The following is a 25,707-nucleotide window of genomic DNA, read 5'->3' on the forward strand; positions in this document are numbered from 1 at the left end:
GGCCGTGAAAACAACCGCATGCTCGCGGCTCTCTATTGATGGCCCGGCGAATGTCGCTGCCGGACCATGATCGTCAAGGCTCGCCGTGACGATGCGAATTTACTTCGCGCCCAGCGCCAGTTTGGCGACTTGTGGCGCAGGCTGGTAGCCCGGAATGACCTGACCGTCGGCCAAAACGATGGCCGGTGTGCCATTCACGCCGATCGACTGGCCGAGTGCGAACTGTTTGGAAACCGGGTTATCGCACTTGGCGGCCTTGATTTCCTTTCCGTCGACCATTTTGTCCATGGCCGCTTTCTTGTCTTTCGAGCACCACACCGCTTGCAGTTGCTCGTCACCCGGCGAGCCCAGGCCCTGGCGCGGGAACGCGACGTAACGCACTTCGATGCCGCGCTTGTTCAGCTCAGGCACTTCGGCGTGCAGCTTGTGGCAGTACGGGCAGGTGGTGTCGGTGAATACGGTGATGTGCGACTTGGTTTCGCCAATGGCCGGGTAGACAACGGTTTCGGCAACCGGAATGTTGTTGATCAGTTTGGAGATGCCCAGGCGCTCGGTCTTCTCGGTCAGGTTGACCGGCTTGCCGTCCTTGAGATCGAACAGGTAGCCCTGGACCACGTACTGGCCGTCGGCGCTGGCGTACAGCACACGGCTGCCCTTGAGCTTGACTTCGTACAGGCCTGGCAACGGGCTGGCGGTGATGGTCTCTACCGGCACTTCGAGCTGGAGGTTTTCCAGGCTTTTACGAATGGCTTTGTCGGCCGCGTCATCGGCGACGGCAAAGGTGCTGACCAACGCAATGGCTGCGGCGGCGAAAATCTGGGTCAGACGCATGAGAACTCCTGAAGGCGAACATATGGGACGATCAGAACGCCCGTGCCGAAACACCGGGTCATAACCGCCCATCGTGCAAACCGGCCCAGCCTATCACATAAGGTCCGCAGGGCCGAATGCACCTGATGCAAGACATTTGTGGCTGCACAATCCCACAGGTTTTTCGGTCAACCCCGGGGGTGATGCCTGGCATGCAGATCCTGCAAACGCGCTCGGGCAACATGGGTGTAGATCTGCGTCGTCGATAAATCGCTGTGCCCCAGCAGCATCTGCACCACCCGCAGGTCTGCGCCGTGGTTGAGCAGGTGCGTGGCGAAGGCATGGCGCAAGGTGTGTGGCGACAGCGACTTGCCGATCCCCGCCACCTTGGCCTGGTGCTTGATCCGGTGCCAGAAGGTCTGGCGGGTCATCTGCTCGCCACGCTGGCTCGGGAACAACACATCGCTGGGACGCCCGCCAAGCAGTTCGCTGCGGGCATCACGCATATAGCGCTCGACCCAGACAATCGCCTCCTCGCCCATCGGCACCAGCCGCTCCTTGCTGCCCTTGCCCATCACTCGCAACACGCCTTGACGCAAATTGACTTGCTCCAGGGTGAGGCTGATCAGCTCGGTCACCCGCAAACCACAGGCATACAGCACTTCAAGCATGGCCCGGTCGCGCTGGCCGATGGCCTCGCTCAAATCGGGCGCCTTCAGCAAGGCTTCCACATCCGCCTCGGACAAGGACTTTGGCAGCGGCCTGCCGAGTTGCGGCATATCAACGCGCAATGTCGGATCGACCGAGATCATCTTTTCCCGCAGCAGGTAACGATAAAAGCCACGCACCCCCGAGAGAAAGCGCGCAGTGGAACGAGGCTTGTAGTTTTGCTCCAGACGCCAGGCCAGGTGGTCGAGTATCAACTCGCGCCCGGCATTGACCAGCTCCAGCCCTTTGTCCTGCAGCCAGCCGTTGAACAGCGCCAGGTCACTGCGATAGGCATCGCGGGTGTTATCGGAAAGGCCTTTCTCCAGCCACAGGGCATCGAGGAATTGGTCTATCAGCGGGTGATCGATGGCAGGCATGGGCACTCGAATCACGCAACCTTGAGGCCGCGCGCAAAATTAAAATTGGACATGGAAACGGCCGCTAGTCTTTCATAGGCCGCCATTTCAAGGAACAGGGAGCAGCAATGAGCGAGCAGCAGATTTTATTGGCATTTGGCGGGATAGGCGCGGCGGCGCTGCTTTGCCAATGGCTGGCCTGGCGCTTGAAACTGCCGGCGATTCTTTTTCTGCTGTTGACCGGCATCCTGGCCGGCCCCGTGCTGCACTTGCTCGACCCGCAGGAAATGTTCGGCCCACTGTTGATGCCGCTGGTGTCCCTGGCCGTGGCGCTGATCCTGTTCGAGGGCAGCCTGACCCTGCATCTGTCCGAATGGCGCGAAATCGGCAGCGTTGTCCATCGGCTGGTCACCATTGGCGCCCTCTCTACCTGGGTGGTCATTGCTGTCGCCACTCACTGGCTGCTGGATTTCGACTGGATGCTGGCCATCCTGTTCGGCAGCCTGACCCTGGTGACCGGGCCGACCGTGATCGTACCGATGCTGCGCGTCGTGCGCCCGAAAGCGTCGATTGCCAACATCCTGCGCTGGGAAGGCATTGCCATCGACCCCATCGGTGCCCTGCTGGCGGTGGTCGTCTATAGCTTCATCATCGCCAGCTCCAAAGGTAACGGTCTCGAGGAAAGCCTGCTGACCTTCGGCGGCGTGATTTTGTGCGGCAGCCTGTTCGGTGTTTTGGGTGGCTGGTTGCTCGGTACACTGATTCGCCGCCAGTGGCTGCCGGAATACCTGCACAACCTGGCAGCGCTCGCGGCAGTCCTGGGTATTTTCATTGGCTCCAATGAAGTCACCAACGAATCCGGGTTGCTGGCCGTGACCTTGATGGGCATGTGGCTGGCCAACATGAAAGGCGTGGACGTGCGGCACATCCTGCACTTCAAGGAGAACCTCAGCGTACTGCTGATCTCCGGCCTGTTCATTCTGCTGGCGGCCCGGCTGGACCTGAACGCCATGATCGGCCTCGGGCCTCTGGTGCTGATTTTGCTGCTGGTCATTCAGTTCATCGCCCGACCATTGAATGTGCTACTGAGCACGGCGGGCTCCAGCCTGGGTTGGCGCGAGCGAGCGTTGCTGGCGTGGATTGCCCCAAGGGGCATCGTGGCAGCGGCAGTGTCGGCGATCTTCGCCATTCGCCTGCATGAGGCCGGTCACCAGGGAGCATTGCTGCTGGTGCCGCTCACCTTTGCGGTGATCATCGGCACGGTGGTGTTGCAAAGCGCGACGGCACGACCGCTGGCTCGCCTGCTGAAGGTGGCGGAACCGGCACCGAGCGGCTTCCTGATCATCGGCGCCAACGGACCTGCGCGCACGCTGGGCAAGGCCCTGCAACAAATGGGCAGTCGTGTACTGCTGACGGATTCGAGCTGGGAAAACATTCGCTCAGCGCGAATGGAAGGCTTGCCTACCTATTTTGGCAACCCGGCCTCGCAACATGCCGATGCGCACCTGGACCTGGTCGGCCTCGGGCATTTGCTGGCGTTGTCCCCCTCCGGCGAAATGAACACCCTGGCGCTGATGCGCTTTCGTCATGAACTGGGCCATCAGCGTATGTTCGGCCTGGCCAGCGGCCAGGAAAACCGCCGCACCGACAAACACCGTACCAGCCTGGAACATCGCGGCAATCAACTGGGCAGCGAAACGCTGACCTACGCCAAGCTCGCCAGTCAGTTGAGCCAGGGCGCCGAGTTGTACAGCACAACGCTGACGGACGGGTTCAGTTGGGACGATTACCACGCGCTGCATGGTGAGCGTGCGACCCTGCTGTTCGTGCGCGACGACAGCGGTTGGGTGCACGTGGTAACACCGGACAGTGTATTGAAGCCCGCCGCAGGGTGGACGCTACTGGCATTGATCCAGCCCGAAAACCACTAGGGCCAAAAAGATCGCAGCCTTCGGCAGCTCCTAGAGGGTGAATATCGTAGGAGCTGCCGAAAGCTGCGATCCTTTCAAACGGGCACCAAATCGCAGGCAACAAAAAAGCAGCCCGCAGGCTGCTTTTTTTGCATCGGAAGCTGGACTTAAGCCAGTTTTTCCTTGATGCGAGCTGCTTTACCCGACAGGTCACGCAGGTAGTACAGCTTGGCTTTACGTACGTCACCGCGACGCTTGACAGCCATGCTGTCGATTTGCGGGGAGTAGGTCTGGAAAGTACGCTCTACGCCAACACCGTTGGAGATTTTACGAACGGTGAATGCACTGTTTACGCCGCGGTTACGCTTGGCGATAACAACACCTTCGAACGCTTGCAGACGCGAACGGTCGCCTTCCTTCACTTTCACCTGAACGACAATGGTGTCGCCCGGGGCAAAGGTAGGGATCTCTTTGGTCATCTGCTCTGCTTCGAGTGCAAGGATGATTTTGTTAGTCATGCTGTGCTCCTAAGGTAAATCGTCGGATCTACCATCGATACGTTGTTAACTATCGTCCCGCTCGCGGATGTATTCCTCGAGCAGCTTCTTCTCTTCTCCAGAAAGCGAGCGGCTTTCCAGAAGATCGGCGCGTCGTTCAAAGGTCCGACCAAGGGACTGCTGTAAACGCCAACGCCGGATGTGCGCGTGATTGCCACTTAGCAATACGTCGGGAACACGCTGATCCGCATACACCTCCGGTCGGGTGTAGTGCGGGCAATCCAGCAAACCATCCGTAAAGGAATCTTCCTCGGCGGAGTCCGCATGCCCTAAAGCTCCAGGCAGCAGTCGTGTAACCGCATCGATCAGGACCATCGCCGGCAGCTCGCCGCCAGACAGTACATAGTCGCCAATCGACCACTCTTCATCGACATGAGCATCAATAAAACGCTCGTCAATGCCTTCATAGCGGCCGGCAATCAGGATCAATGCATCCAGATTCGCCAACTCGCGTACCGCCGACTGAGTCAGTTGACGGCCTTGGGGGGACAGGTAAATTACCTTCGCCGCCTCCCCGGCTGCTGCCTTGGCCTGAACCAGAGCATCTTCCAGGGGCTTGATCTTCATCACCATGCCCGGACCACCGCCAAACGGGCGATCGTCCACAGTGTGATGTCGATCCGTCGTGTAGTCTCGCGGATTCCAACAGGTGAGCTGCAAGAGCCCCTGTTTCACCGCCCGACTGGTGATGCCGTACTCGCTGATGGCGGAAAACATCTCGGGAAACAGACTGATCACTTCTACGCGCAAGTTAGCCACGCTTAGAAATCCGCGTCCCAATCCACCTTCATCTCGCCCGCTGCCAGGTCGACGGCCAACACGCATTGCTCCGTATAGGGCAACAGGCGTTCGCGATCATCCAGGCTGCCAGCGCAAGGCTTGACCACCATGACATCGTTCGAGCCGGTCTCCAGCAGGTGATCGATTTTCCCGAACAGTTGTCCGAGGGTGTCGATGACCTTGAGACCTTCCAGCTGGTACCAGTAGTACTCGCCGTCGGTGAGTTCAGGGAACAGGTTGCGCGGCACGCAGATCTCATAACCGGCCAGAAGACGAGCTTCTTCGCGATCATCAAGACCCTTGAGCTTTGCGACCAGGAACTTGTCGTTCCCGCGTCCGCTGACCAGCTCTACCTGCTTTACACTACCGTCACGCTTGAGCGTCCAGGTCTTGTATTCCAGCAGGTTTTTGATCGGATCAGTAAAGGAGTACACCTTTACTTCGCCGCGAACGCCGTGAACAGAATAAATCTTGCCGATAACGATCAAATCATCAGCAATGGCTGGCGTCGCGTTCATATTGCTCAGGCCGCAGCCTTAGCAGATTCCTTCAACAACTGAGCAACGCGCTCAGAAGGTTGTGCACCAACGCTCAGCCAGTAGGCTACGCGCTCTTGGTTCACGGACAGACGAACTTCCTGACCACGGGCAACAGGGTTGAAGTAGCCAACCTGTTCCTTGTGCGAACCGTCGCGCGGGTTGCGGCTGTCGGTTACGGTCAAGTGGTAAAACGGGCGCTTTTTGGAGCCGCCAAGGGCAAGACGGATTGTTAGCATGTGAACATCGTTCCTGTAGTCGGTGCTGCAAATCTAAAGGCACAGCGGGCATAGGTGCCCGAAAGGCCGCATATTCTAAGGAATATCCGGACTTTTGCAAATGACTTTTTCCGGCGGTCTATCGGCCGCCATGCAGATTTGCTATAGAGCCGTCGTTGAAAACGGCCGGTCAGCTCCCGCCAAGTGCGGGTTTGCTGGAGATCCCGCTTCCTTGCGGGTCTGCGCCGGTGCGATGACCGGCGCGGATTCTTTACATCTTTGGCATGCCGCCGCCGGGCAACATTCCGCCCATGCCGCGCATCATCTTGGCCATTCCGCCTTTTGCAGAGAACTTCTTCATCATCTTCTGCATCTGCTTGTGCTGCTTGATCAAGCGGCCGATGTCCTGCACTTGGGTGCCGGACCCCATGGCGATCCGGCGCTTGCGCGAACCGCTGATCATCTCAGGGTCGCGGCGCTCGGCCGGGGTCATGGAGTTGATGATGGCTTCCATCTGTTTGAATTGTTTCTCTGCCGCGCCCTGGGCATTGCCCATTTGAGCCAGGTTCACGCCACCCATGTTCGGCAGCTTGTCCATGAGCCCGCCGAGGCCGCCCATGTTCTTCATCTGTTGCAGCTGATCGCGGAAGTCTTCGAGGTCGAAGCCTTTGCCCTTCTTTAATTTCTTTGCAAGCTTGTCGGCCTTGTCCTTGTCGAGGGTCGCTTCCGCCTGCTCGATGAGGCTGAGCACGTCGCCCATGCCGAGGATGCGCGAGGCGATACGCTCAGGGTGGAACGGATCGAGCGCTTCGCTCTTCTCGCCCATACCGATGAACTTGATCGGCTTGCCGGTGATGGCGCGCACCGACAGGGCGGCACCGCCACGGGCGTCGCCGTCGACCTTGGTCAGGATCACACCGGTCAGCGGCAATGCATCGCCGAAGGCCTTGGCCGTGTTGGCGGCGTCCTGGCCGGTCATGGCATCGACCACGAACAGGGTTTCGACCGGGTTGATCGCGGCGTGCAGGGCCTTGATCTCGCCCATCATCTCTTCATCGATGTGCAGGCGACCGGCGGTATCGACGATGACCACGTCGATGAATTTGAGTTTCGCTTCTTTAATAGCCGCTTGCGCGATCTCGACCGGCTTCTGGCTCAGGTCGGACGGGAAGAAGGTAACGCCGACTTCGCCGGCGAGCATTTCCAGCTGCTTGATCGCCGCTGGACGATAAACGTCCGCGGACACAACCATGACCGACTTCTTCTTGCGCTCTTTAAGGAAGCGCGCGAGCTTGCCGGCGGTGGTGGTCTTACCCGCGCCCTGCAAACCGGCCATGAGGATGACGGCGGGCGGAACGGCGCTCAGGTTCAAATCTTCGTTGGCCGCGCCCATCAGGCTTTCGAGTTCGGCCTGGACGATCTTCACGAAGGCCTGGCCCGGCGTCAGGCTGCGCGACACCTCGGTACCAACGGCACGTTCCTTGACCGAATTGACGAAGTCCTTGACCACCGGCAGGGCGACGTCGGCTTCGAGCAACGCCATGCGCACTTCACGCAGGGTGTCTTTGATGTTGTCTTCGGTCAGCTTGGCCTTGCCGGTGACATGGCGCAGCGTCTGCGAGAGACGGTCGGTTAAGTTTTCAAACATTGCGCGATCCTTTCAGGCCCTGTGTAGACCGGGATAATGGCGGCCCGGACCGGACTAAACGTGTGCTCGGCGAGCCTGCGGCGTGGGCAGGTCGCGGATTATAGCGAAGACTGTGGCCGGCGGACACCTCGCTGTCGGGTTGCGCGGTCTTTCGTGCGGCGGGGGTTCTATGCCAAACTCAGCGACTTTCGGGCTTGCCTAACAGGATTTATGCTCCCCTTGTCACCCAGCTTGCTAACTACCCTCGCCGCCGCCTGCTTGTATGCCGCTGCGACCATTTACCAGGGCACTCGCCTGGCGTCCGGCGCCAAGGTCAACAAACGCCTGCTGGTCATGCTCGGCATGCTCGCCGTATTGGCCCACAGCGTCAGCCTGCTCGCCCACCTGCTGACCCCGACCGGCCTGGCCCTGGACTTCTTCAGTGCCGCCAGCCTGATTGCCGTGGCGGTCATCGCACTGACCCTGCTGGCCTGTTCGCGGATTCCGGTGGAGAACCTGCTGGTCCTGCTGTTCCCGCTTGGAGCCCTGACCGTGATGCTGGCGCATTTTGCCCCTGCCGGCACGGTACAGGTCATCGATGAGGAGCCGGGCATCCTCGCCCATATCCTGCTTTCGATCCTGGCCTACGGCATGTTCACCATCGCGGTGTTCCAGTCCTTGCTGCTGCTGATCCAGGACCACCAGCTCAAGCACAAGCACCCCTCCGGGCTGATCAAGAACTTCCCGCCGCTGCAAACCATGGAAAGCCTGCTGTTCGGCTTCCTCTGGGCCGGCTGGACGCTGTTGTCGCTGTCGCTGATTTCCGGATGGTTGTTCGTCGAGAATCTGTTCGCCCAGCATCTGGTGCACAAAACCCTGCTGGCCTGCCTGGCCTGGATCGTTTTCAGCGTACTGCTGTGGGGACGCAATCGCCTCGGCTGGCGCGGGCACAAAGCCATTCGCTGGACCCTGGCCGGTTTTTGCCTGCTGATGCTGGCGTATTTCGGCAGCAAGCTGGTTCGTGAATACATCCTGCATATCTGACGGGCGGCATTAATGGACGACTTGCCCATAGGGCCGATGCTCGCGGTAGTGACCCTGCTGGTTTTATGGTCGGGGCTGTTTACCGCCATCGAAGCGGCGCATCAGCATTTGCTGGCCCAGCGCACCGCAACGCGCTCCAGCGACAAACCGGTGGCGAAACTCAACTTCCCCCTGGCCAGCCTGATTTTTTGCAACACCCTGTGCCGCGCACTCGTGGTGGTCATCAGCACCTTGCTGGCCATTTTCACTTGGGCGGAGAACGGTCCGTGGGTCGCCTGCCTCGGGGCGGGCACCATGTTGCTGGTGTTTTCCGACTACTTGCCACGCGCCCTGGCCGCTCGCTATCCGGATGCGATCCTGGCCCAGGGCAACAACCTGCTGCGGCTACCGCTGAAAATCATCTATCCCGCGGCATGGCTGCTCAATAGCATCAGCCATTTGCTGACGCGGCCATTCGCCCGTAAAGCCAAAGTGGTGCAACAGAGTGAGGACGAAACGCTGACGGAACGGCATGCGCCCTCCGAAACCGTCAGCCGCCCTCACCCGCTGCCAGGCATCCACGCGCTGGACAACATCACTGTCAATGACATCCTGGTACCGCGCAGTGACGTGGACGGCATCAATCTCGATGACTCCATCGAAGAAATCATCGAACAGTTGCGCCACAACAGGCGTACTCGCCTGCCGGTGTTCCACAGTGATATCAACCAGGTCGAAGCCGTCCTCAACACCCGGCACATCCTTCACTTGCTGCCCGATGCCAGCCTGACCAGGGAAGCGTTGCTGGCGGCCAGCCACGAACCGTACTTCGTGCCGGAAAGCACCCCGTTGCAGCTGCAACTGCTCAACTTCCACAAGCAGCAGCGGCGCCTGGGCATGGTGGTCGACGAATACGGCGAAGTGCTGGGCATCGTCACCCTGGAAGACATTCTCGAAGAAATCGTCGGCGAGTTCGAAAGCCAGCAGAGCCTGGACAATCCGCACATTCATCCGCAAGCCGACGGACGCCTGGTGATCGACGGTGCCGCGTCCATTCGCGAACTGAACAAGAGCCTCGGCTGGCACCTGCCCAGCGATGGCCCGAAAACCCTGAATGGCCTGGTTACCGAGGCCCTGGAAACCATTCCCGAAAGCGCGGTGTGCCTGAAGATCGGCCGGTATCGCCTGGAAATTCTCGAGACCGAAGACAACCGGGTCACGCGGGTGCTGATCTGGCAGACCAGCTCGATGCCGGTTGTTATCTAACTGCCAGGCAAATCTTTCGTGGCCACTCAAGCCACTTGTTCGATCGTTAGCCACCTTTCTATAATCGAAGCGCTTACCCAAGCCTCGCCGGCCCCCGTGCTTACCCCGCACTTCGCAGCTTCCGGCCCGTCCATCAGCAAAGCCCGCAACAGACCGCCGACTGTTCCTACCTTGAACAGCGACCGTGCCTCCACCCACATCCCTGGGTTCTCGACCATAATAATTCGCTCCACTGGAGCACATGACAGTCAGGGATAACCGCATGACGACCAGCACGACTTACAGCGACTCCACACCTGCACAACCGACGAACTCCGCCACCCGCGTGGCCACCGCGAGCTTCATCGGTACCGCCATCGAGTTCTACGACTTCTACGTCTATGCCACCGCCGCCGCGCTGGTGATCGGCCCGGTGTTCTTTCCGCAGACATCCGGCACCGCCCAGATGCTTTCGGCGTTTCTCACGTTCGGCATCGCCTTCCTTGCGCGCCCCTTGGGTTCTGCCCTGTTCGGCCACTTCGGCGACCGTATCGGCCGCAAGTCAACCCTGGTCGCCTCGCTGCTGCTGATGGGCGTGTGCACCACGTTGATCGGCGTGCTGCCGGGATACGACAGCATTGGCGCCTGGGCACCGATCCTGCTTTGCGTCCTGCGCTTCGGCCAAGGCCTTGGGTTGGGCGGTGAATGGGGTGGCGCGGCATTGCTGGCTACGGAGAATGCGCCGAAAGGCAAGCGCGCGTGGTTCGGCATGTTCCCGCAACTGGGTCCATCCATCGGCTTTCTGGCGGCCAACGGCCTGTTCCTGACCTTGGCCGTGGTGCTGGACGATGAACAGTTCCGCTCATGGGGCTGGCGTATTCCCTTCCTGCTCAGCGCCGCACTGGTGATGGTCGGCCTGTATGTGCGCCTCAAGCTGCATGAGACCCCGGTATTCGCCAACGCCGTGGCACGCCAGGAACGAGTGAAGATCCCGCTGTTCGAGCTGTTCGGCCAATACTGGATGCCCGTATTGCTGGGTGCCGGCGCGATGGTGGTGTGCTATGCGCTATTTTACATCTCCACCGTGTTTTCCCTGAGTTACGGCGTGGCAACGCTCGGCTACAGCCGCGAAACCTTCCTCGGCCTGCTGTGCTTCGCGGTGCTGTTCATGGCTGCCGCCACCCCGCTGTCGGCCTGGGCCAGCGACCGTTACGGGCGCAAACCGGTGCTGATCATCGGCGGAGTGCTGGCGATCCTGTCCGGCTTCCTCATGGAGCCGCTGCTGACCCAAGGCTCGACCTGGGGTGTGGCGCTGTTCCTGTGCATCGAACTGTTTCTGATGGGCGTGACGTTTGCACCGATGGGTGCGCTGCTGCCGGAGCTGTTCCCCACCCACGTGCGCTACACCGGCGCCTCGGCGGCCTACAACCTGGGCGGTATCGTCGGCGCGTCCGCGGCACCGTTCTTCGCCCAGAAACTGGTGGCGATGGGCGGGTTGAGTTACGTCGGCGGTTACGTGTCCGGGGCGGCGGTGCTGAGTTTGATTGCAGTGCTGTGCCTGAAGGAAACGCGGCATAACGATTTGAATCGCATCGACTGATAGACCGCCATCGCGGGCAAGCCACGCTCCCACAGGGTTACTGTCGTACTACATTTTTGTGATCGACACCGACACTGTGGGAGCGTGGCTTGCGCGCGATGGCGTCATTGCAGACACCCCGCCCGAAAAACCACAACTTTCCCCCACCCATTGTCACCTCGCTCTACGCGCATTGGCTCATCCCCGCTATACTTCCCGGCTTTTCCTGAATAAATGCCAATAGGGTCCCGCCGCGCATGGATAAGACCTACCAGCCGCACGCCATTGAAACTTCCTGGTACAACACCTGGGAGTCAGAGAATTACTTCGCCCCGCAAGGCGCGGGCGAGTCCTACACCATCATGATCCCGCCGCCGAACGTCACCGGCAGCCTGCACATGGGTCACGGCTTCAACAACGCGATCATGGACGCCCTGATCCGTTTCCGCCGCATGCAGGGTCGCAACACCCTGTGGCAGCCGGGTACCGACCACGCCGGTATCGCCACGCAGATGCTGGTAGAGCGTCAGCTCGAAGCCAAGGGCCAGAGCCGCCACGACCTGGGCCGCGAGAAATTCCTCGAGAAAGTCTGGGAGTGGAAGGATGAGTCCGGTGGCAACATCAGCCGTCAGATCCGTCGCCTCGGTTCGTCCGTAGATTGGAGCCGCGAGCGCTTCACCATGGACGACGGCCTCTCGGAAGCCGTTAAAGAAGCTTTCGTACGCCTGCACGAAGACGGCCTGATCTACCGCGGCAAGCGCCTGGTCAACTGGGACACCAAGCTGCACACGGCGATTTCCGACCTCGAAGTGGAGAACCACGACGAGAAAGGTTTCCTGTGGAACCTGAAATACCCACTGGCTGACGGCGCCAAGACCGCTGAAGGCAACGATTTCCTGATCGTCGCGACCACTCGCCCGGAAACCATGCTCGGCGACTCCGCCGTGGCTGTTAACCCGAACGATGAACGCTACAAAGCCCTGATCGGTAAATTTGTCGAGCTGCCACTGGTTGGCCGCCGCATCCCGATCATCGCCGACGATTACTGCGACCCTGAATTCGGCACCGGTTGCGTGAAAATCACCCCGGCCCACGACTTCAACGACTACGAAGTCGGCAAGCGTCACAACCTGCCGCTGCTGAACATCTTCGACAAGAACGCCGCCGTTCTTCCAGCGTGCCAGGTGTTCAACCTCGACGGCACGCTGAACGAAACCATCGACGGCAAGATCCCGGCCGAATACGCCGGTCTCGATCGCTTCGAAGCGCGCAAGCAGATCGTGGCCGCGTTCGACGCTGCCGGCCTGCTGGTCAGCGTTGACGATCACGCCCTGAAAGTACCGAAAGGCGACCGCTCCGGCACCGTCATCGAGCCTTGGCTGACCGACCAGTGGTACGTGTCCACCAAGCCTTTGGCCGAGCCTGCGATTGCCGCCGTTGAAGACGGCCGTATCCAGTTCGTGCCGAAACAGTACGAAAACATGTACTTCTCGTGGATGCGCGACATCCAGGACTGGTGCATCAGCCGTCAGCTGTGGTGGGGCCACCGGATTCCGGCCTGGTACGACGAGTCGGGCAAGGTCTACGTCGGTCGCGACGAAGCCGAAGTGCGGGCCAGGCACAACCTCGGCCCGGACGTTGCGCTGCAACAGGACAACGACGTTCTCGACACCTGGTTCAGCTCGGGCCTGTGGACGTTCTCCACCCTCGGCTGGCCGGAAAAAACCGAGTTCCTGAAGAAATTCCACTCCACCGACGTCCTGGTGACTGGCTTCGACATCATTTTCTTCTGGGTTGCCCGGATGATCATGCTCACCATGCATTTGGTGAAAAACGAAGACGGCACGCCGCAGGTTCCGTTCAAGACCGTGTACGTGCACGGCCTTGTGCGTGACGGCCAGGGCCAGAAGATGTCCAAGTCCAAGGGCAACGTCCTGGACCCGCTGGACATCATCGACGGCATCGAGCTCGAAGCCCTGGTGCAGAAACGCACCTCCGGCATGATGCAGCCGAAACTGGCGAAGAAGATCGAGAAGCAGACCCGCGACGAGTTCGCCGAAGGCATCGCCAGCTACGGCACCGACGCCCTGCGCTTCACCTTCTGCTCGCTGGCGTCCACCGGTCGCGACATCAAGTTCGACATGGGCCGCGTCGAAGGCTATCGCAACTTCTGCAACAAGATCTGGAACGCGGCGCGCTACGTGCTGGACAAGGGCGAAGACTGCGGCCAGAACGGCGAAGCCTATGAACTGTCCCTGGCTGACCGCTGGATCATTTCGCAGCTGCAACGCACCGAAGCCGAAGTGACCCGTCAACTCGACCAGTTCCGTTTCGACCTGGCCGCACAAGCCTTGTACGAGTTCATCTGGAACCAGTATTGCGACTGGTACCTGGAACTGTCCAAGCCTGTGCTGTGGGACGAAAACGCCCCCGTCGAACGCCAGCGCGGCACCCGTCGCACCCTGGTTCGCGTACTGGAAGTGGCGTTGCGCCTGGCGCACCCGTTCATGCCGTTCATCACCGAAGAAATCTGGCAGCGCATCGCGCCGCTGGCTGGCATCGATGGCAAGACGATCATGCTGCAACCTTGGCCAGTGGCCAATGAAACCCGCATCGATCAAGCCGCCGAAGACGACATCGAATGGCTCAAAGGCCTGATGCTCGGCACCCGCAACATCCGTGGCGAAATGAACATCGGCCCAGGCAAGCCGCTGCCGCTGTTCCTGAAGAACGTCAGCGCCGAAGACCAGCGTCGCCTGACCGAGAACGAAGCCCTGCTGAAGAAGCTGGCGCGCCTCGAATCGATCACCGTGCTGGCTGCTGGCGAAGAAGCACCGCTGTCCGCCACCGCGCTGGTCGGCGAAATGGAAGTGCTGGTGCCAATGGCCGGCCTGATCGACAAAGGTGCGGAACTGGCGCGTCTGGACAAGGAAATCCAGCGTCTGCAAGGTGAAGTGCAACGAGTCGGCGGCAAGCTGTCCAACGCCGGTTTCGTTGACAAGGCGCCAGCCGAAGTCATCGAGAAAGAACGCGCCAAACTGGCCGAGGCCGAACAGGCCCTGGGCAAGCTGGCCGAGCAGCATGCGCGGATTGCCAGTTTGTAACGGCAAGTCGCAATGAAGAAGGGAGACCCAAGTGGTCTCCCTTTTTTATCCAAAAACACAACAAATCCCCTGTAGGAGCTGCCGCAGGCTGCGATCTTTTGACTTTGCTTAAAAAACAGGATCAAAAGATCGCAGCCTGCGGCAGCTCCTACGGGTTCGGCGCATTCGCCATCAATGTGGGACAATGCCCGCCACTTTTAGCCATACCCGAATCGACCACCGCCATGACCGCCCCCCGCTCCCCCAAGCCTGCGCGCAAAAAGCCTGCCCCGAAGACCCCGGCCACGGCCGTCGCCCCGAAGGAAAAGGCCAGTCTGCACCCGCGCAATCGCCATCAGGGTCGCTACGACTTTCCGACGCTGATCAAAAGCGCGCCGGAACTGAAGAAGTTCGTGATCATCAATCCGTACGGCAAGGAAAGCATCGACTTCGCCAGCCCGGAAGCCGTGCGGGTGTTCAACCGGGCGCTGCTCAAGTCGTTCTACGGCATCGCTCACTGGGACATTCCGGCCGACTACCTGTGCCCACCGGTGCCAGGCCGTGCCGACTACGTGCACTTCCTCGCCGACCTGCTGGCCAGTGGCAATGACGGTGTGATCCCCCGTGGCGCCGCTGTGAAGGTGCTGGATATCGGCATGGGCGCAAACTGCGTGTATCCGCTGATCGGTTACAGCGACTATCGCTGGCAGTTCCTCGGTTCCGATATCGATGCGACCGCCATCGCCGCGGCAAAGGCCATCGTTCAATCCAATGGCCTGAACAAAGCCATTCAGGTACGCCAGCAGAGCAATCCCAAGCAGATCCTCACAGGCCTGCTGGAGAGCACGGAGCGCTTCGATCTGACCATGTGCAACCCGCCATTCCACGCCTCGCTGGACGAGGCCACGCGGGGCAGCACGCGCAAATGGCGCGCCCTGGGCAAAGCCGATCCGAAACGCAAGCTGCCGGTGTTGAACTTTGGCGGCCAGTCGGCCGAGTTGTGGTGCGAAGGCGGAGAAGTACGCTTCGTGACCCAACTGGTCAGCGAAAGCGTGCAGGTAGCCCAGCAGGTGTTGTGGTTCAGTACATTGGTGTCAAAGGCGTCCAACCTGCCGGCGATCCAGACCGCCCTGAAAAAGGCCGGTGCCCTGGAAAGCCTGGTAGTGGAAATGTCCCAGGGGCAGAAGCAGAGCCGCTTCGTCGCCTGGACCTTCCAGACCAAAGCGCAGCAACAGGCCTGGCGCCAGGCACGATGGAGCAACGTTCAAGCGTAGTGAGCGCTTTATCGCGCCCACAAAAAAACCGTGCCCGGATCGCTCCGGTGCACGGTTTTTTCTTAACAAGTCTTACTTGTTAACAGCGTCGGTCAGGCCTTTGGCCACAACCAGCTTGATCACTTTCTTGGCAGCGATTTCGATGGCAGCGCCAGTCGAAGGGTTACGGCCAGTACGGGCAGGGCGCTCAGTCACTTTCAGTTTGCCGATACCTGGCAGAGTGATTTCGCCGCCGTTTTCCAGCTGATCGGCAACGATTTGGCCCAGTTGGTCCAGAGCGTTACGCGCGGTGGTTTTCGGCGCGTCGATAGCTTCAGCGATGTCGGCGATCAGTTGGTCTTTAGTAAGAGCCATTTAGTGTTCCTTCCCTATCAAATTCATATGGATTGCACAGTGCAATGTCAGCCATCGAGCCCGATCTTTTGGATCTGGCACCCTCGGCCAAATAACCTCGGGATCGGGGTTATAGATACCGAAATCAGGGTTTGGTTCGACCTGACAAATGCTGACTGCACGCTTAACGCAGTGACTTCGCGCAAGACCGGGCAAAGCTAGCACACAGACGTGGAAATATCCGCCTCTAGCTACCCATTTGGTCAGCTTTATTGCGCTAAAACAGGAAAAAACTGCATAAGCGCCGTCGGTCACCCGTCAATTGCCCTTCGCACCGCGCCAAAACCAGTGGTTGCGGTACACTGAGCGCTTTTTCGGGGGAGCACGCCCTCCTCTCTTCACTCAGCCGAGAAGCCCATGCCGATCCGTCATTGCATCGTCCACCTGATCGACAAAAAACCCGACGGCACACCTGCAGTTCTCCACGCCCGTGACTCTGAACTGGCTGAGTCCGCGGCCATCGAGAACATGCTCGCCGACCTCAACGAAAGCTATAACGCCAAACAGGGTAAAGCCTGGGGCCTGTTCCATCCGGAATCCGGTGCGTTCCCGTTCAGCGGCTGGCTGAAGGAGTACCTCGAGGGCAGCCAGGATTTCACTGCGTTCAGCCGCGTGGCGGTCGAACATCTGCAAAAGCTGATGGAAGAATCGAACCTGTCGGTCGGCGGCCACGTGCTGTTCGCCCACTATCAGCAAGGCATGACCGACTACCTGGCCATCGCCCTGCTGCACCACAGCGAAGGCGTGGCCGTGACCGACGAACTGGACGTCACGCCGTCCCGTCACCTGGACCTTGGCCAGTTGCACCTGGCGGCGCGGATCAACGTTTCCGAGTGGCAGAACAACAAACAATCCAAGCAATACATTTCGTTCATCAAAGGCAAGAACGGGAAAAAGGTTTCGGAGTATTTCCGCGATTTCATTGGCTGCCAGGAAGGCGTCGACGGTCCGGGTGAAACCCGTACCCTGCTCAAGGCCTTCAGTGATTTCGTTGAAAGCGAAGACCTGCCGGAAGACGACGCCCGCGAGAAGACCAAGACCCTGGTGGATTACGCCAGCAGCCAGGCCAAGCTCGGTGAGCCAATGGGTCTGGAAGAATTGTCCGGACTGATCGACGAAGAACGCCCGAAGGCCTTCTACGATCACATCCGCAACAAGGATTACGGCCTCTCGCCGGAAATCCCGGCCGATAAGCGCACCCTGAACCAGTTCCGCCGATTCACCGGCCGCGCCGAAGGCCTGTCGATCAGTTTCGAAGCGCACCTGCTGGGCTCGAAGATCGAGTACGACGAAGAAGCCGGCACGCTGATCATCAAGGGCCTGCCCACTTCACTCACCGATCAGCTGAAGCGTCGCAACTGATGCTCGGCGGCGTACTGAAGAAATTCCTGCTGATCCTGCTGGTGGTCGTGGCCTATCAGAACTGGGGCAAGATCGAGCGGGTGTTCAATCCATCGCAAGTGGTGCCGGCGCAGACTCAGGCCAAGGCCAACGTCGTGCTCTACGCCACCGAGTGGTGTGGCTACTGCAAGCTGACCCGGCGCTTCCTCGATCAGAAAGGCATTGCGTACAAGGAGTTCGATATCGAGAAGGATACAGTCGCGCGCGCGGACTATCAGGCACTGGGCGGTGGCGGCATTCCGATCATCGATGTGAACGGGACGCTGATTCGCGGGTATGACCCGGATGCGATTCTGGCGGCGTTGAAGTAATCCCAGCAGATTTGCACGACAGCTGTGGCGAGGGAGCTTGCTCCCGCTGGACTGCGCAGCAGTCCCTCTTCAAGGGGCCGCTTCGCGACCCGACGGGAGCAAGCTCCCTCACCACAGTTATATGTCGGTTTCAGCAGGCTTCGATCCGGAAGCCAAACCGCGGGAAGTGCACATGCACCACACCGCCACGCTCGTCCTCTCGCCGTACAATCAGCTCCTCGCGGCCGGCAAACAACAACTCCCCCGCCACCGGATCAACGCCGTAGTCCGTGGCTGCGATCACTACCTGCTGCCCCGCCGTGAATCCATTGGGATCGACAAACTGCTGATCTGGCAAAGCCGCTGGCGTGGACGTGCGCGCCACTGCCAGAGCCTCTTCGGAACTCATCTCGCTGGATGCACCATGACCGAAGCCCAATACCCGCGCATGCCATGCATTGACTGCCGGATAAGCTTCGACCAACGGAGCCGTCACCGGCGTGGCCTTGAGAAACCAGAGGCAATGAGCCAGGGCAAAGTCGGCAATCGACGGCTCGCCAAACAGGTAGTCACCCTCCTCGCGCTGCAACTGTTGCTCCAGGCGCGACATGATCGTTGGCCACTGATGCTTCGCCTGTTCGGTAGACAATTTTGTAGCGCTGCCACCACTGAACAAACCGGCACGGTCGGCCAAAAACGCCTTGATCGCTTCCTGCGGTAAATTGCCGAAACGCACGGCAATCGATTCCGGCTGGAACACCAGGCTGACCGCATGCTGGAACACCACCGAATCAACCCAGGCGGCAAACGACGCGGTGATCATTTCCTGACCTTCCGGGAACAACGCCGGCAAGGCCTTTTCCTGATCAAGTCGCCGGGCAATCAATGCCGTGTCGCAATAGATATCGGCACCGACCTGCAGCACTGGTGTCTTGCGGTAGCCACCGGTCAATGCCGTGAGATCCGGCTTGGGCATCACTGGCGAGATCTTCACCGAGCGCCAGGACAAGCCCTTGAAGCCCAGCAGCAGGCGGGCCTTCTCGGCAAAGGGGGACGTCGGATAATGATGCAGAATCAACTCGGACATGCTCGGCTCCGCCGCAAGAATCAGGAGTCCGCAGCTTAGCGCGCAATCACCTGGCAGCCTACAGATCTGCCTGATGGGAACTGATCAGTCAGAGTGATAAGCCAGGGGCGGCGTTCGCCACCAGGCATTCCTTGGCGCTCTTCTTGAGTTTTTTGATCAGCCGCTCCTGACGCAACGCATCGCTTTTGTCGCGACAGCGTTCGGTGTAGACCAGGGCCATGGCCGGGCTGGAAAGAAAGAATCGCGCGCCCTTGCCGCTTTGATGCTTGGCAAAGCGACGCACGGGATCATCGCTGATCCCACAATAGAGCGAACCGTTGGCAGCGCGAACGAGATAGACGAACCAGGATTTGCTCGCGGGGGTGTCGGCGTCGACAGGGCTTTCGCTAAGGGTGGTCACGTAACGATCAGGGCTTGAAAGGAAACAAGCCGCGATCTTATCAGCGACTGGCCTGGAATGCCTTCAACCCCTTCAGGGCCTGTGATCGAACGGCGTTGCGAACAAGTGGCGTCCAGCCCAGCAGCAGGCCTTTGAAACCCAGGGCCTGACGCGACCATGTCCACAGGTCGAAACTGTCGTGATGCTCGCAGATCTTGCCATCGCGAAAGACAAAGCGTGCCTGGATGTCATTGACCACGGTATTGCCGGTCTGGCTGAACAGATAGGTCGCGACCCAATGGGCGCTACCGGTACGATCATCGGCACGGACATGATCGAAGGTCAGGGAGAAATCCTTGGCGCGGGTGGTGAGCATGCACCACATATCGCCGGCATCACGACCATGAAGCTCGCCGAACGCCGGGTCACTGAACACCACGTCATCGGTGTAGCAGGCAGCCATGGCTTCGCCATCGAGACGCTGGAAGGCCTGGTAGAAGCGGGTGATCAAGGCGCTGTGGACTTCACTCATGGGCAGACTCCCTGTTGTGCAATGGGTATCGAACGATTGCCTGCACGATAGTCTGCAAACGGGTCGAACACTATCGGCATTCGCAAGACGAATACCGACAGTGTGCGGGGATCAGACCTTTTCGCTTTCGACCTGCACATACAACGCACGCCCGGCCCCCAGGCCGGCGAGAATCGCACCAAGGCCGATGACACCGAAGATCCAGCCCACGGCCGTCCAGCCGCCGGTCCAGTCATGCACGATGCCGACCGCGAACGGCCCCATGGACGCCAGGGTGTAACCGAAGCCCTGGGCCATGCTCGACAGGTTCGCCGCGACATGGGAGTCCCGCGAGCGCAACACGATAAGGGTCAATGCCAGGCTGAACGTAGCGCCCTGCCCCAACCCCAGCACAATCGCCCAACCCCACAGACCTTCAATCGGAGCGTACAGGCAACCGAACAGTCCACCGAGGGTCAGGGCCATCACGATCACAATCGCCAGGCGCTGATCCTTGCCCCGTGTCGCCAGCCATGGCGCGGCGAGGGAACTGACCAGTTGAACGATCACCGAACCCGAGAGCACCAGTCCGGCCTGGGTCGGGGTCAGGCCACGGCCGATCAGGATCGACGGCAACCAGCCGAACACGATGTAGGCCAGGGACGATTGCAAGCCCATGTACAGGGTCACCTGCCAGGCCAGCGGATCGCGCAGTAATCCCCGAACCCGGTAGGCCACGTTATGTGCGCCGTGTTTCTGGCCGACTTGCGGCAACCAGAACAGCGCGGCCGCCAATGCCGGAATGACCCAGAAGCCGAGGCCCATCGCCCAACGCTTGTCAAAGTGTTCACTCAACGGCACGGTCGCACCCGCCGCCATTGCCGCCCCCAGACACAGGGCCATGGTGTAGACACCGGTCATGGTCCCGGCCTGCTTCGGGAAATCGCGCTTGACGATGCCCGGCAGCAACACGCCGATCACGCCGATGCTGGCACCGGCCAGCACACTGCCGGCAAACAGGCCGATTTCACCGAACGAACTGCGCAGGATGATCCCGCCCGCCAGGGCCAGGAGAATACCCAGCACCACTCGCTCCGCACCAAATCGCCGCGCCAGCACAGGTGCCAACGGCGCAAACAGGCCCAGGCAAAGCACCGGCAACGTGGTCAGCAATCCAGCCTGAGAAGCTGTCAGACCGAGGGACTTCGACACCTCGCTGAGCATCGGCGCCATGCTCGACAGCGCCGGGCGCAGGTTCAGCGCCACCAGTATCAGGCCCAACAGCAACAGCCAGGGCCGACGCAGAACCGGGTGGGTGTGCTGGACCTGTTCGTCATCGGCCTCGGCATCGATCAGCAGTTCTTCCAGCTCGGCCGAACGTTTGGGGGCTGTGGATAACTCACTGCGGTGCATGGACTTCTCGGTTTCAAGGTTCATTGATCAACTGCCTCGACAGGGCCTTGGCCCGTTCCGGGTCGCGTTGTTCGACGGCATCGAGCAAGGCGATGTGCAGGTCGAACACTTCCTGACGGCGCGGGACGATGCTCAGGGTCTGGCGCAATTGGGCGCCGACGATGCTGGAGAAATAGCGATACAACTCGCTGAGGGTCGGGTTGTGCGCGGCGTCCACCAGACGGCGGTGGAACACCAGGTCGCAGGCGATGTAGGTGTCGAGATCGCCGTGATAGTGGCTACCGCTGACACCCAGGGCCTCGTGCAATGCCACCAGATCTTCGTCGGTACGGCGCATCGCTGCCAGGCCAATGGCCTCGACTTCTAGGATGTGCCGGGTTTCCCGTGCCTGTTCAAGGGAACAACGGGACAGCGCCTTCAAGGTATCGAGCGGATCGACCACCGCCCGCAGGTAACTGCCGTCACCCTGACGGACTTCGATCAACCCGGAAAATGCCAACACGCGCATGGCTTCGCGCACGGTGTTGCGGCTGATGCCCAGCTCAGCGGACAACTCAGGCTCGGTGGGCAAGCGCTGGCCCACGACCCAGGTGCCCTGGTTGATACGCAGGCGCAACTGATCCAAGGCCTGATCGACCAGGGATCGTTTTACCAATGGAGAGATTTCTGACATGGAATTCGCCCTCTCATCCAATCATAGGATGAATTTTCTGACATGATAGTCAGCTTCGCCCAATCAGGCAAGGCACCCTCCTTCGCGTATCACCCTGTTACCTGAAGACTCCTTAAGACAGAAGGTGAAATTCCTGACGCCTGAAAGTGATTTCCCACCCAGGCCACATGAAAGAGCTGACATCCGAAATTGAGACAGGCCATCAGACTTTCGGACTTTTAATGCGGGCACTTTCGCTCGAATGTCTGAAGGGAATGGGAACAACCGATGGAAGAAGTCATTTTCGGCAAGAAGCACAGCCGACGTTTTTTACTGGAAAAGGATCGGCAACTGCTCGTTGTACGCAGCCAGGCCGGGAGCAGGCTTGACGAAACGTTACACTGCGAAAAAGCTCGACAGGCATTGGCCGACAGTGAGTTGGTACTACACATCGAGGACGCCGACGTTCAGCTATTCAAACTGCCGGACAATGCCGATGTTCGCCAATGCAAGGCGTTGCTGCGCGAGTTGCCAGACGTACGTTTCGCCGGCAGCGCTCTGGTCGATCCTCATACCCGGGAACCTGTTTTCTACACCGAAAACATTTTCCTGAAATTCGTCGATCGACTCACTGCGACAGAGTGCCTGGTTATCCTCGATGAATTGGGTCTGACCATCAAACAGCAGGTTCCCTACGCGGCCAATGCCTTTTTCGTATATCACGCACATTGTCGCGGCACTGAAGTCTGCTCATTCACACTTCAATTGCTCGAACGTCAGGACGTCGACTACTGCCACCCGGAAATACTGCGTCCGGGCCAACGCCGGACGATCCATGACAACCAATGGCACCTGAAAAAAACCACCGTCACCTATCAGGTTCAGGTCGATGCCAGCGCCAATGTCGAGGCAGCCCATGCCTTGACCCAGGGTGAAGGCATCGTGATCGCGATCATCGACGATGCCTTTGATATCGATCACCCCGAGTTCGCCGGAACCGGCAAAATCATCGGAGCAAAAAACTTTGACCGCCTGAACGCCCCTCAAGGCCCACGGCCTAAAACCCCCCTTGAGCGCCACGGTACGGCAGTCGCCGGTGTTGCATGCGCCAATGGTGAAGCCGGCGCCAGCGGCGTGGCACCTCGAGCCAGTCTCATGCCGTTGAAACTGACCAAGCCACTAGGCGCCCGAGCCGAAGCAGACGCGTTTTTCTGGGCTGCGGACCAAGGGGCCGATGTCATTTCCTGCAGTTGGGGGCCATCGGAAGGACATTGGGCTGACCCTACCGACGCCAGGCACACTCAGGAGTTTGCGCTGGCCGCGAGCACCCGCCTGGCCATAGAGTACGCCGCGACCAAAGGCCGCCAGGGCAAAGGCTGCGTCATTTTTTTTGGTGCCGGCAACGGCAACGAGAGCGTGGACAACGATGGCTATGCCAGCCATCCCATGGTCATTGCCGTGGGTGCCTGCAATGATCAAAATCGTCGCAGCGCCTACAGTGACTACGGCAAAGCATTGTGGTGTTGCTTCCCCAGCGGGGACCAGCAACACCCCGATCCAAAGTTCAAACCCGCCACTTCAGTCCCGCAGACCCGAGGCATTCGAACCACGGATCTGAGCGGCCGGTTTGCCGACCCGATCAATGCGGCCTACACCGAACTGTTCAGCGGCACTTCCAGCGCCTGCCCTGGAGCCGCAGGCGTGGCAGCACTGGTACTGGGGGTCAACCCGGCACTGGACCGCGAACAGGTTCGGCAGCTGCTCGCCGATTGCTGCAACAAAATCAGCCACGCCGACGACGGCCCCCTTGGTCAATACGATCAAAACGGCCACAGTCATTACTACGGTCATGGTCGCCTCAATGCCCTGCGGGCAGTGCAGCTGGCACTGGAACGCGGCAAAACCGCAGACTGACCCGCACTCATAAAAAAAGCCCCACCGAACAATCGGCGGGGCTCATTGAGACAGTCACTGACCGATCAATGCAGGATCTGGCTCAGGAACAGCTTGGTGCGTTCATTCTGCGGGTTATCGAAGAAGTCGTTCGGCGCAGCCTGTTCGACGATTTCGCCCTTGTCCATGAAGATCACGCGGTTGGCCACGGTGCGGGCGAAGCCCATTTCGTGGGTCACGCAGAGCATGGTCATGCCGTCTTCGGCCAGGCCGATCATGGTGTCCAGTACCTCTTTCACCATCTCCGGGTCGAGTGCCGAGGTCGGTTCGTCGAACAGCATGATCTTCGGCTTCATGCACAGCGCACGGGCAATCGCCACACGCTGTTGCTGACCGCCAGACAGCTGCCCCGGGTACTTGTGCGCCTGCTCCGGAATGCGTACGCGTTCCAGGTAGTGCATGGCGATTTCCTCGGCCTTGCGCTTGGGCATCTTGCGCACCCACATCGGCGCCAGGGTGCAGTTCTGCAGGATGGTCAGGTGCGGGAACAGGTTGAAGTGCTGGAACACCATGCCGACTTCACGACGGATCGCTTCGATCTGCTTGAGGTCGTTGGTCAGCTCCACGCCATCGACCACGATGCGGCCCTGCTGATGCTCTTCCAGACGGTTGAGGCAGCGGATGGTGGTGGATTTGCCGGAACCTGACGGGCCGCACAGGACGATACGCTCGCCCTGCTTGACGTTGAGGTTGATGTCCTTGAGTACGTGAAACTGACCGTACCACTTGTTCACGCCCTGCATCTGAATAATGCCTTCAGGGCTCACAGGCTGTTTGATTGCTTCGCTCATCACAAAACTTCCTAAATTAGGTAGCGACTTAGCGCTTGTGGCCAGTGTCGAGCTTGCGTTCCAGATGCATGGAATAGCGCGACATACCAAAACAGAAAATCCAGAACACCAGGGCGGCGAACACATAGCCTTCGGTGGCCATGCCCAGCCATTTCGGGTCGGCGGCGGCTTGCTTGACGCTATTGAGCAGGTCGAACAGGCCGATGATGATCACCAGGCTCGTGTCCTTGAACAGCGCAATGAAGGTGTTGACGATGCCGGGGATCACCAGCTTCAGGGCTTGCGGCAGAATCACCAGGCCCATGCTGCGCCAGTAACCCAGGCCCATCGCCGCCGCCGCTTCGTACTGACCTTTTGGAATCGCTTGCAGGCCACCGCGCACCACCTCGGCCACGTAGGCCGACTGGAACAGGATCACGCCGATCAGCGCCCGCAGCAGCTTGTCAAAGTTCATGCCTTCAGGCAGGAACAACGGCAGCATCACCGAGGACATGAACAGCACCGTGATCAACGGCACGCCGCGCCAGAATTCGATGAAGGTCACGCAGACCACGCGAATCGCCGGCATGTTCGAACGACGGCCCAGCGCCAGGACGATGCCCAGTGGCAACGCACCGGCGATGCCGACGGTGGCGATCACCAGGGTCAGCATCAGGCCGCCCCACTGGCTGGTCGCCACGGCATCCAGTCCCAATACGCCGCCATGCAGCAGGCACCAGGCAATGATCGGGTACAGCACCAGGAAGCTCAGCCCGTACACCGCCTTATGGTGAAAGCGCGAGATGAACAACGGCGCCACGCCGACAATCGCCAGCCACACCGTCAGGTCCACGCGCCAACGCAATACCGGCGGGTAGTAGCCGTACATGAACTGGCCGAAACGCTGCTGGATGAACACCCAGCAGGCGCCCTCCTTGGTGCAGTCGGCCTGGCTGGTGCCGACCCAGTTGGCGTCAAGGATCGCCCACTGCAGGATCGGCGGTACCACCAGGTAGATGAGGTAGAACGCGAACAGGGTCAGCAGGGTGTTGAGCCAGCTGGAGAACATGTTCTCGCGCATCCACGCCACCGCACCGATGCTGCGGTTCGGTGGCGGCATGTCAGGTTTGAAAGTATGAGTACTCATGCGCT

24 protein-coding genes are annotated in these 25,707 nt (G+C 60.0%); 9 read left to right on the plus strand and 15 right to left on the minus strand.

The window, feature by feature from the left end:
• Nucleotides 1-99 precede the first annotated feature (99 nt).
• Both dsbC and xerD read right to left on the minus strand, forming a co-directional pair.
• Entirely contained in the window at nucleotides 100-831 is a 732-nt protein-coding gene (gene dsbC / locus ACM6IT_RS25990) for a bifunctional protein-disulfide isomerase/oxidoreductase DsbC (RefSeq protein WP_056726158.1), read from the minus strand.
• Nucleotides 832-998: 167 nt separating this feature from the next.
• On the minus strand, nucleotides 999-1,895 hold the full coding sequence (gene xerD, locus ACM6IT_RS25995; RefSeq protein WP_056726159.1) for a site-specific tyrosine recombinase XerD: 897 nt from the start codon (nucleotides 1,893-1,895) through the stop codon (nucleotides 999-1,001).
• 107 nt (nucleotides 1,896-2,002) lie between these two features.
• Between xerD and ACM6IT_RS26000 the strand changes: the two genes are divergently transcribed.
• A complete protein-coding gene (locus ACM6IT_RS26000) occupies nucleotides 2,003-3,805 on the plus strand; it encodes a cation:proton antiporter (protein ID WP_414918975.1) in 1,803 nt (600 codons plus the stop codon).
• Nucleotides 3,806-3,951: 146 nt separating this feature from the next.
• On the opposite strand, the gene rplS is transcribed toward ACM6IT_RS26000, so the two are convergent.
• The 5 genes from rplS to ffh all read right to left on the minus strand — a co-directional run bounded on the left by rplS (nucleotide 3,952) and on the right by ffh (nucleotide 7,523).
• A complete protein-coding gene (gene rplS / locus ACM6IT_RS26005) occupies nucleotides 3,952-4,302 on the minus strand; it encodes a 50S ribosomal protein L19 (protein ID WP_003175895.1) in 351 nt (116 codons plus the stop codon).
• Between the two features lie 45 nt (nucleotides 4,303-4,347).
• Nucleotides 4,348-5,100, minus strand: coding sequence for a tRNA (guanosine(37)-N1)-methyltransferase TrmD (trmD, locus tag ACM6IT_RS26010; protein WP_007897583.1), 753 nt, complete (start codon nucleotides 5,098-5,100; stop codon nucleotides 4,348-4,350).
• Between the two features lie 2 nt (nucleotides 5,101-5,102).
• Nucleotides 5,103-5,639, minus strand: coding sequence for a ribosome maturation factor RimM (rimM, locus tag ACM6IT_RS26015; RefSeq protein WP_414918976.1), 537 nt, complete (start codon nucleotides 5,637-5,639; stop codon nucleotides 5,103-5,105).
• A gap of 5 nt (nucleotides 5,640-5,644) precedes the next feature.
• Nucleotides 5,645-5,896 (minus strand): 30S ribosomal protein S16, encoded by a 252-nt coding sequence (gene rpsP / locus ACM6IT_RS26020; RefSeq protein WP_007972721.1) that lies wholly within the window; start codon nucleotides 5,894-5,896, stop codon nucleotides 5,645-5,647.
• A 250-nt stretch (nucleotides 5,897-6,146) separates the two neighbouring features.
• Nucleotides 6,147-7,523, minus strand: a complete 1,377-nt coding sequence (gene ffh / locus ACM6IT_RS26025; RefSeq protein ID WP_056726162.1) for a signal recognition particle protein — start codon at nucleotides 7,521-7,523, stop codon at nucleotides 6,147-6,149.
• 210 nt (nucleotides 7,524-7,733) lie between these two features.
• Between ffh and ACM6IT_RS26030 the strand changes: the two genes are divergently transcribed.
• The 5 genes from ACM6IT_RS26030 (at nucleotide 7,734) to rlmF (ending at nucleotide 15,706) form a co-directional block, all read left to right on the plus strand.
• Nucleotides 7,734-8,546, plus strand: a complete 813-nt coding sequence (locus ACM6IT_RS26030; RefSeq protein ID WP_414914600.1) for an inner membrane protein YpjD — start codon at nucleotides 7,734-7,736, stop codon at nucleotides 8,544-8,546.
• 12 nt (nucleotides 8,547-8,558) lie between these two features.
• Nucleotides 8,559-9,791: a transporter associated domain-containing protein gene (locus tag ACM6IT_RS26035; protein WP_056726164.1), complete on the plus strand. Its 1,233-nt coding sequence runs from the start codon at nucleotides 8,559-8,561 to the stop codon at nucleotides 9,789-9,791.
• Nucleotides 9,792-10,053: 262 nt separating this feature from the next.
• Nucleotides 10,054-11,370 carry an MFS transporter gene (locus ACM6IT_RS26040; RefSeq protein WP_056726166.1) on the plus strand — a complete coding sequence of 439 codons (1,317 nt, stop codon included), beginning with the start codon at nucleotides 10,054-10,056 and terminating at the stop codon, nucleotides 11,368-11,370.
• 236 nt (nucleotides 11,371-11,606) lie between these two features.
• Complete coding sequence (locus tag ACM6IT_RS26045; protein ID WP_409078403.1) at nucleotides 11,607-14,453, plus strand: valine--tRNA ligase; 2,847 nt, start codon at nucleotides 11,607-11,609, stop codon at nucleotides 14,451-14,453.
• Nucleotides 14,454-14,677: 224 nt separating this feature from the next.
• Entirely contained in the window at nucleotides 14,678-15,706 is a 1,029-nt protein-coding gene (gene rlmF / locus ACM6IT_RS26050; protein WP_414918977.1) for a 23S rRNA (adenine(1618)-N(6))-methyltransferase RlmF, read from the plus strand.
• Between the two features lie 72 nt (nucleotides 15,707-15,778).
• On the opposite strand, the gene ACM6IT_RS26055 is transcribed toward rlmF, so the two are convergent.
• A complete protein-coding gene (locus tag ACM6IT_RS26055) occupies nucleotides 15,779-16,060 on the minus strand; it encodes an HU family DNA-binding protein (protein ID WP_007905514.1) in 282 nt (93 codons plus the stop codon).
• A 396-nt stretch (nucleotides 16,061-16,456) separates the two neighbouring features.
• Here ACM6IT_RS26055 and yejK point away from each other — a divergent pair, with 396 nt between their 5' ends.
• The gene (gene yejK, locus ACM6IT_RS26060) at nucleotides 16,457-17,461 is read left to right on the plus strand and encodes a nucleoid-associated protein YejK (RefSeq protein ID WP_007972706.1); all 1,005 of its coding nucleotides are present in this window, start codon (nucleotides 16,457-16,459) and stop codon (nucleotides 17,459-17,461) included.
• Nucleotides 17,461-17,811 carry a glutaredoxin family protein gene (locus tag ACM6IT_RS26065; RefSeq protein ID WP_414914597.1) on the plus strand — a complete coding sequence of 117 codons (351 nt, stop codon included), beginning with the start codon at nucleotides 17,461-17,463 and terminating at the stop codon, nucleotides 17,809-17,811. Before yejK ends, ACM6IT_RS26065 begins: the two co-directional genes overlap by 1 nt.
• A gap of 130 nt (nucleotides 17,812-17,941) precedes the next feature.
• On the opposite strand, the gene ACM6IT_RS26070 is transcribed toward ACM6IT_RS26065, so the two are convergent.
• The 5 genes from ACM6IT_RS26070 to ACM6IT_RS26090 all read right to left on the minus strand — a co-directional run bounded on the left by ACM6IT_RS26070 (nucleotide 17,942) and on the right by ACM6IT_RS26090 (nucleotide 21,853).
• Nucleotides 17,942-18,877, minus strand: coding sequence for a glutathione S-transferase family protein (locus ACM6IT_RS26070; protein WP_056726170.1), 936 nt, complete (start codon nucleotides 18,875-18,877; stop codon nucleotides 17,942-17,944).
• Nucleotides 18,878-18,965: 88 nt separating this feature from the next.
• Nucleotides 18,966-19,277 (minus strand): GIY-YIG nuclease family protein, encoded by a 312-nt coding sequence (locus tag ACM6IT_RS26075; protein WP_056726171.1) that lies wholly within the window; start codon nucleotides 19,275-19,277, stop codon nucleotides 18,966-18,968.
• A gap of 40 nt (nucleotides 19,278-19,317) precedes the next feature.
• Entirely contained in the window at nucleotides 19,318-19,788 is a 471-nt protein-coding gene (locus tag ACM6IT_RS26080) for a nuclear transport factor 2 family protein (protein ID WP_414914595.1), read from the minus strand.
• Between the two features lie 111 nt (nucleotides 19,789-19,899).
• Nucleotides 19,900-21,204 carry a CynX/NimT family MFS transporter gene (locus ACM6IT_RS26085; protein WP_414918978.1) on the minus strand — a complete coding sequence of 435 codons (1,305 nt, stop codon included), beginning with the start codon at nucleotides 21,202-21,204 and terminating at the stop codon, nucleotides 19,900-19,902.
• Nucleotides 21,194-21,853, minus strand: coding sequence for a FadR/GntR family transcriptional regulator (locus tag ACM6IT_RS26090; RefSeq protein WP_056726174.1), 660 nt, complete (start codon nucleotides 21,851-21,853; stop codon nucleotides 21,194-21,196). The genes ACM6IT_RS26085 and ACM6IT_RS26090 overlap by 11 nt, the downstream gene beginning before the upstream one ends.
• A 267-nt stretch (nucleotides 21,854-22,120) precedes the next feature.
• Here ACM6IT_RS26090 and ACM6IT_RS26095 point away from each other — a divergent pair, with 267 nt between their 5' ends.
• Nucleotides 22,121-23,746: a S8 family peptidase gene (locus ACM6IT_RS26095; RefSeq protein WP_414914593.1), complete on the plus strand. Its 1,626-nt coding sequence runs from the start codon at nucleotides 22,121-22,123 to the stop codon at nucleotides 23,744-23,746.
• A gap of 65 nt (nucleotides 23,747-23,811) precedes the next feature.
• Here ACM6IT_RS26095 and ACM6IT_RS26100 read toward each other — a convergent pair whose 3' ends face one another.
• Complete coding sequence (locus ACM6IT_RS26100; RefSeq protein ID WP_008053474.1) at nucleotides 23,812-24,576, minus strand: amino acid ABC transporter ATP-binding protein; 765 nt, start codon at nucleotides 24,574-24,576, stop codon at nucleotides 23,812-23,814.
• Nucleotides 24,577-24,604: 28 nt separating this feature from the next.
• Nucleotides 24,605-25,702 carry an amino acid ABC transporter permease gene (locus tag ACM6IT_RS26105; RefSeq protein ID WP_056726176.1) on the minus strand — a complete coding sequence of 366 codons (1,098 nt, stop codon included), beginning with the start codon at nucleotides 25,700-25,702 and terminating at the stop codon, nucleotides 24,605-24,607.
• Nucleotides 25,703-25,707 lie beyond the last annotated feature (5 nt).

The organism is Pseudomonas sp. IT-P4 (genome assembly GCF_949767755.1).
Lineage (GTDB): Bacteria > Pseudomonadota > Gammaproteobacteria > Pseudomonadales > Pseudomonadaceae > Aquipseudomonas > Aquipseudomonas monachiensis.

Excerpts from the sequence above, each read along its gene's own strand:
- dsbC (WP_056726158.1), bottom strand. The coding sequence starts at position 831 with ATGCGTCTGACCCAGATTTTCGCCGCCGCAGCCATTGCGTTGGTCAGC.
- xerD (WP_056726159.1), bottom strand. The coding sequence starts at position 1,895 with ATGCCTGCCATCGATCACCCGCTGATAGACCAATTCCTCGATGCCCTG.
- ACM6IT_RS26000 (WP_414918975.1), top strand. The coding sequence starts at position 2,003 with ATGAGCGAGCAGCAGATTTTATTGGCATTTGGCGGGATAGGCGCGGCG.
- rplS (WP_003175895.1), bottom strand. The coding sequence starts at position 4,302 with ATGACTAACAAAATCATCCTTGCACTCGAAGCAGAGCAGATGACCAAA.
- rimM (WP_414918976.1), bottom strand. The coding sequence starts at position 5,639 with ATGAACGCGACGCCAGCCATTGCTGATGATTTGATCGTTATCGGCAAG.
- rpsP (WP_007972721.1), bottom strand. The coding sequence starts at position 5,896 with ATGCTAACAATCCGTCTTGCCCTTGGCGGCTCCAAAAAGCGCCCGTTT.
- ffh (WP_056726162.1), bottom strand. The coding sequence starts at position 7,523 with ATGTTTGAAAACTTAACCGACCGTCTCTCGCAGACGCTGCGCCATGTC.
- ACM6IT_RS26030 (WP_414914600.1), top strand. The coding sequence starts at position 7,734 with ATGCTCCCCTTGTCACCCAGCTTGCTAACTACCCTCGCCGCCGCCTGC.
- ACM6IT_RS26035 (WP_056726164.1), top strand. The coding sequence starts at position 8,559 with ATGGACGACTTGCCCATAGGGCCGATGCTCGCGGTAGTGACCCTGCTG.
- ACM6IT_RS26040 (WP_056726166.1), top strand. The coding sequence starts at position 10,054 with ATGACGACCAGCACGACTTACAGCGACTCCACACCTGCACAACCGACG.
- ACM6IT_RS26045 (WP_409078403.1), top strand. The coding sequence starts at position 11,607 with ATGGATAAGACCTACCAGCCGCACGCCATTGAAACTTCCTGGTACAAC.
- rlmF (WP_414918977.1), top strand. The coding sequence starts at position 14,678 with ATGACCGCCCCCCGCTCCCCCAAGCCTGCGCGCAAAAAGCCTGCCCCG.
- ACM6IT_RS26055 (WP_007905514.1), bottom strand. The coding sequence starts at position 16,060 with ATGGCTCTTACTAAAGACCAACTGATCGCCGACATCGCTGAAGCTATC.
- yejK (WP_007972706.1), top strand. The coding sequence starts at position 16,457 with ATGCCGATCCGTCATTGCATCGTCCACCTGATCGACAAAAAACCCGAC.
- ACM6IT_RS26065 (WP_414914597.1), top strand. The coding sequence starts at position 17,461 with ATGCTCGGCGGCGTACTGAAGAAATTCCTGCTGATCCTGCTGGTGGTC.
- ACM6IT_RS26070 (WP_056726170.1), bottom strand. The coding sequence starts at position 18,877 with ATGTCCGAGTTGATTCTGCATCATTATCCGACGTCCCCCTTTGCCGAG.
- ACM6IT_RS26080 (WP_414914595.1), bottom strand. The coding sequence starts at position 19,788 with ATGAGTGAAGTCCACAGCGCCTTGATCACCCGCTTCTACCAGGCCTTC.
- ACM6IT_RS26085 (WP_414918978.1), bottom strand. The coding sequence starts at position 21,204 with ATGAACCTTGAAACCGAGAAGTCCATGCACCGCAGTGAGTTATCCACA.
- ACM6IT_RS26090 (WP_056726174.1), bottom strand. The coding sequence starts at position 21,853 with ATGTCAGAAATCTCTCCATTGGTAAAACGATCCCTGGTCGATCAGGCC.
- ACM6IT_RS26095 (WP_414914593.1), top strand. The coding sequence starts at position 22,121 with ATGGAAGAAGTCATTTTCGGCAAGAAGCACAGCCGACGTTTTTTACTG.
- ACM6IT_RS26100 (WP_008053474.1), bottom strand. The coding sequence starts at position 24,576 with ATGAGCGAAGCAATCAAACAGCCTGTGAGCCCTGAAGGCATTATTCAG.
- ACM6IT_RS26105 (WP_056726176.1), bottom strand. The coding sequence starts at position 25,702 with ATGAGTACTCATACTTTCAAACCTGACATGCCGCCACCGAACCGCAGC.